The following is a 4964-nucleotide window of genomic DNA, read 5'->3' as shown; positions in this document are numbered from 1 at the left end:
ACCATGCAGAGCACCGACAGCACCGAGATCGTTGGCAACCCCTTCGTTCTCATGATGAATCCGGCCGAAGTGTTCCAGGCGATGGAGCGTTCCGAGCGCCTGGACCGCCTGCAACGCCGCATCTGCCGCCCGCTGGACAAGCCGCTGATCCCGCGTGTCGAGTCCGACATCAATGCCTACGATCACCTGATCGACGCCGAGCCGGAATCCGACTGAATTCTCTGGCGGGTCGCTTAGCATCGGGGTGCTTCCAGCCCCGATGACATGACCAAGACACCCGCCTATGACGCGCTGGCCGCCCTGAGCCAGCGGCTTCACCACTTCGATCACCTTCGCGCCATCGCCGGCTGGGACCAGGCCGCGATGATGCCGCCCAAGGGCAACGATGCCCGGGCCGCCGCGGTGGCCGAGCTTTCAGCGCTGATGCATCGGTTGCGCACCGATCCATCGACCGCCGGCGACATCGAGCGCGCCGGGCAGGAACCCCTCGACGATTTCCAGCGTGCCAACCTGCGCGAGATCCAGCGCGAATGGCGGCTCGCCAATGCGCTGCCCGAATCGCTGGTGCAGGCGCGCTCGCTGGCCACCGCGCGCTGCGAGCATGCGTGGCGCAGCCAGCGGCCGGCCAACGACTGGGCCGGCTTCGTCGTCAATTTCCGCGAGGTGCTGCGCGTCGGCCGCGAAGAAGCCCGGCTGCTGTCGGAGCAGACCGGCCTGTCGAAGTACGACGCGCTGATGGACCGCTACGAACCCGGCATGACCGGCGTCGAGGTCGACCGCGTCTTCGGCGACCTGCGGCAATGGCTGCCTGGCCTGATCGCCCAGGTGCGCGACCGCCAGTCGCGCGAGACCTGCCTCGAGCCGGTGGGCCCGTTCCCCGTCGAGCAGCAGCGCCGGCTGTGCGAGGCGGTGATGCACCTGCTGGATTTCGATTTCGAGGCCGGCCGGCTCGACACCAGCGCCCATCCGTTCTCCGGCGGCGTGCCCGAAGACGTGCGCCTGACCACCCGCTACCGCGAAGACGGCTTCCTGCAAAGCCTGATGGGCACCATCCACGAGACCGGCCACGGCCGCTACGAGCAGAACCGCCCGCGCAACTGGCTCGGCCAGCCGGTGTCCAGCGCACGCTCGATGGCCCTGCATGAGAGCCAGAGCCTGAGCTTCGAGATGCAGCTCGGCTGCAGCCGCGGCTTCACGCAGCTGCTGGCGCCGATGCTGGCCACGCATTTCGGCGCGCAAGCGGCCTTCGAGCCCGACAACCTGTACCGGCTGGTCACGCGCGTGAACCCGGGCTTCATCCGCGTCGACGCCGATGAGGTGACGTACCCGGCCCACGTGATCCTGCGCTACCGGATCGAGCGTGCGTTGATCGAAGGCGAGATCGAGCCGGAAGACATCCCCGGCCTGTGGGACGCCGGCATGATGGAACTGCTGGGCGTCGACACCCGCGGCAACTTCACCAACGGCGCGCTGCAGGACGTGCACTKGCCGGACGGCCTGTTCGGCTACTTCCCGTGCTACACGCTGGGCGCGATGTACGCGGCGCAGTGGTTCGCAACCCTGCGCGGCCAGCACCCGGACCTGGATTCGCGCATCGCCGCCGGCGACCTGTCACCGGTGTTCGACTGGCTGCGCGAGAACGTGTGGCAGCAGGCGAGCCGCTGGACGACGGCCGAACTCGCGGTGCGCGCGAGTGGCGAGCCGCTGAACCCGCTGCACTTCCGCCGGCACCTCGAGAACCGCTACCTGGGCTGATCCGCCGGCGGGTCGGGCAGGGCGCCGCGGCGCGGCCGCACCATCGCATCGAGCAGCCGCTCCAGCGCGCCCGGCAGGTCGCGGCAGCGGCCGGTGTGCACCGGCGAGGTCTGGATCGCCGTGCTGCGCGGCGCGACCAGCCAGTCGAACCGCTCGCGCGGCAGCAGCCGGCCCAGCGCACCCGCCTCGGCACCGCCGCGGCAGATCGCGGGGATCGCGGCCAGCGAGGCGCGAATGGCGGCCAGGTCCAGGCCCGGGTCCAGCGCCAGCAGGCGGGCCTCGTCGACCTCGATGCCGGCCTGCAGGAAGCCCGAGGGCGCGCACGAGACGATCGCCCCGACGTTGATGAACTCGCCGCGCTCGACCCGCGGCACCACGCGCACGATCGCGTAGTCGTAGGTGCAGAGATCAGCGGAGCTGGGAGCGGGCACGGATCGCCTCCTCGACAAAGACATGCGACGCCGCCAGCCGGCGCGTCAGGTAATCGGCATAGGCCTGGCGGTGCGCGGCATGGTCGGCGAAGACCTCGGGCTCGCCGAGCCACGCATCGGGGATCAGCGCGACGATGTCGGCGATGGCCTGCGGCGTGATCGCCTCGCGCATGCGCGCATCGGCCTCGGGCAGCGCAGCGGCGAACGGCAGCAGCACATGGTCGCGCACCAGTGCGAACGGGCTGGCGGCGCGGTCGAGGTGGCCATCCCACGCGTGGTGGAAATACAGCGCCGCGCCATGGTCGATCAGCCACAGCCGGCGGTGCCACATCAGCAGGTTGCTGTTGCGCGGCGTGCGGTCGACGTTGGTGACGAAGGCGTCGTGCCAGACGATGGCCGACGCGATGTCGGCGGCCGGCTGGTCGGCCAGCGGGTCGAAGGTGACCGAGCCGGGCAGGTAGTCGAGTGCGAGGTTCAGGCCGGCGCTGGCGCGGATCAGGTCCTGGATCTCGGGGTYGGGCTCGGTGCGGGCGAGTTCGGCCTCGAGCTCGACCAGCACGATCTCGGGCACCGCGAGGCCGGCCGCGCGCGCCAGCTCGCCGCACACCAGCTCGGCGATCAGCGCCTTCGGGCCCTGGCCGGCGCCGCGGAACTTGAGCACGTACAGGCCCTGGTCATCGGCCTCGATGATCGCGGGCAGCGAGCCGCCTTCGCGCAAGGGCGTGACGTAGCGGTGGGCGCAGACGGTGCGCAGGGGGGGGCGGGGCATCGGCGGATTGTCGCCTCAACCCGGGTTCAGGCCCCGCCGTAGCGCTCGGTGCGGATCGTCGAGGCGTCGATGCCGGCCGCACGCAAGCCCGAGGCGATGGCCTCGACGAACGGCGTCGCGCCGCAGACGAAGGTCGCCGCGGGCGGATGGCCCCAGCCGGCCAGCGCTTCGCGCAGCAGCACATCGTCCAGCCGGCGATCGAGGTCGCCGGGCCGGCGGCGCGGCTCGCGCGTCGTGATGAAGACCAGCCGCAGCGATGGATCGGCGCCTGCCATCGCGGCCAGCTCGTCGGCGCAGATCAACTCCTCGTGCCGGCGTGCCGAGTACAGCAGCAGCGTCGGCAGGCCGCGGCCGGCCTGGTGCCGCAACCGCAGCATCGCCAGCAGCGGCACGACGCCCGAGCCGCCGCCCACCAGCAGCAAGGGGCCGCCATCGGCCGGCTGCCACACGAAGTGCCCGCCGATCGGGCCGCGCGCTTCGAGCGCGTCGCCGGCCTGGGCCGCTTCGTGGAACCAGGGCGAGACCTCGCCGTCGTCGAGTCGCTCGACCATCAGCTCGACCCGCGCCGCACCCGGCGCCGACGCGATCGAGTAGCTGCGCTGCGCCTGGTAGCCATCGGGTGCCGTCAGCCGCAGGTCCAGGTGCTGGCCGGCGTGCTGCGCGGCCAGCTGCAGGCGCAGGAACACGCTGGCCACCCGCGGCGTGCGGGGTCGGACCTCGTCGATCACCACCTCGCTCCAGTCCATCACGGATCGTTCGTGTAGCGCTGCTCGCGCCACGGGTCGCCACGCATGTGATAGCCGCGCAGCTCCCAGAATCCGGCCTCGTCGCGCGCGGTGAAGCGCAGGCCCTTGACCCACTTCGCGCTCTTCCAGAAATACAGGTGCGGCACCAGCAGCCGTGCCGGGCCGCCGTGCTCGGGCGCAAGCGGAGCGCCGCCGAAGCGCGTCGCGACCATCGCCTGCCCGTTGGCGAGGTCGGCCATCGGCACGTTGGTGTCGTAGTCGTCGAACGAGCGCGCCAGCACCCAGGGCGTGGGTGCCTCGATGCCGGCGGCGCGCAGCAGGTCGTCGACGGTGACGCCCTGCCATTCGGTGTCGAACTTCGACCAGGTGGTCACGCAGTGGATGTCGCCGCGCCAGGTGGTCTGGGGCAGCGCGTTGAACTCGTCCCACGACCAGCTGGCCAGCGGGCGCGGGCCATCGTGCAGCGTGAAGCGCCAGTCGGCCAGCGGCACGTCGGGCGTCGGGCCGTACGACAGCACCGGGAAGTCATCGGTGAGGTGCTGGCCGGGCGGCAGCCGCTTCGCCACGTCGGTGGCCGGGCGGCGGCCGAAGAATCCGCGGGTTGCCATGTGAATCTCCTTGTTGCCTACAAGCCTCGCACGTCCGACTCGACGCGTGCAAGTTCCGCGCCGATCTCGTCGAGCGCCGCGCCCAGGTCGCCGCTCGTGCCGGTGTGCACGCTGTCGGCCAGTGCCATCGACAGCGCGGCCAGGCGCTCGGCACCGAGCTGCCGCCCCGAGGTGGCCAGCGCATGCGCGGCGCGCTTCAGCTCGGTCCACTGCACCGGTTCGGCGGCCGCCGCGCGCATCTGCTGCATCAGCCGCGGCGCCTCGCCGAGGAAGGTCGAGGTGACCGAATGCAGCAGGTCGTGCATGCCCGGCCGCTGCCGGGCCCTCAGTTCGGCCAGCGCCTGCGGCGCCAGGCGCGGCGGCGCGCTGAGCCAGCGCTGCAGCACGTGCTCGATCACGTCGCGGGTGAAGGGCTTGGCGATGTAGTCGTTCATGCCGGCCGCGAGGCAGTCGTCGCGGTCGCCGGCCATCGCATTGGCGGTCAGCGCGATGATCGGCAGCTCGCGCTCGCCCTGGGCCCGGATGCGGCGGGTTGCCTCCAGCCCGTCGATGCCCGGCATCTGGCAGTCCATCAGCACGGCGTCGTAGACGCGCTCGCGGCAGCGTGCGATGGCCTGCAGGCCGTCGGTCGCGCGGTCGACCTGCAGGTTCAGCG

At 71.5% G+C, this 4964-nt stretch carries 7 protein-coding genes; 2 read left to right on the top strand and 5 right to left on the bottom strand.

All coding sequences use genetic code 11. The features are described 5' to 3' along the window. Together AC1D15_RS17820 and AC1D15_RS17815 are read left to right on the top strand one after the other, a co-directional pair. Positions 1–216 (top strand): hypothetical protein (locus tag AC1D15_RS17820; RefSeq protein ID WP_477827030.1); only part of this gene is annotated, 216 nt, incomplete at its 5' end. 48 nt (positions 217–264) lie between these two features. Beyond that, positions 265–1755 carry a carboxypeptidase M32 gene (locus tag AC1D15_RS17815; protein WP_477827029.1) on the top strand — a complete coding sequence of 497 codons (1491 nt, stop codon included), beginning with the start codon at positions 265–267 and terminating at the stop codon, positions 1753–1755. On the opposite strand, the gene AC1D15_RS17810 is transcribed toward AC1D15_RS17815, so the two are convergent. From AC1D15_RS17810 to AC1D15_RS17790, 5 genes are all read right to left on the bottom strand, one after another. Beyond that, a complete protein-coding gene (locus tag AC1D15_RS17810; protein WP_477827028.1) occupies positions 1743–2186 on the bottom strand; it encodes a DUF3037 domain-containing protein in 444 nt (147 codons plus the stop codon). The genes AC1D15_RS17815 and AC1D15_RS17810 overlap by 13 nt on opposite strands. Continuing rightward, on the bottom strand, positions 2164–2955 hold the full coding sequence (locus tag AC1D15_RS17805) for a HipA family kinase (protein WP_477827027.1): 792 nt from the start codon (positions 2953–2955) through the stop codon (positions 2164–2166). Before AC1D15_RS17805 ends, AC1D15_RS17810 begins: the two co-directional genes overlap by 23 nt. Before the next feature lie 26 nt (positions 2956–2981). Then, positions 2982–3701 (bottom strand): FAD-binding oxidoreductase, encoded by a 720-nt coding sequence (locus tag AC1D15_RS17800; RefSeq protein WP_477827026.1) that lies wholly within the window; start codon positions 3699–3701, stop codon positions 2982–2984. After that, on the bottom strand, positions 3701–4309 hold the full coding sequence (locus tag AC1D15_RS17795; protein ID WP_477827025.1) for a sulfite oxidase-like oxidoreductase: 609 nt from the start codon (positions 4307–4309) through the stop codon (positions 3701–3703). The genes AC1D15_RS17800 and AC1D15_RS17795 overlap by 1 nt, the downstream gene beginning before the upstream one ends. 17 nt (positions 4310–4326) lie before the next feature. Further along, positions 4327–4964: response regulator (locus AC1D15_RS17790; protein WP_477827024.1), on the bottom strand; the 638-nt coding region annotated here is incomplete at its 5' end.

Source organism: Rhizobacter sp. P2_H2, assembly GCF_056403375.1.
Note: the sequence above shows the minus strand (reverse complement) of the source record. Positions and strands in the feature narration are given on the sequence as shown.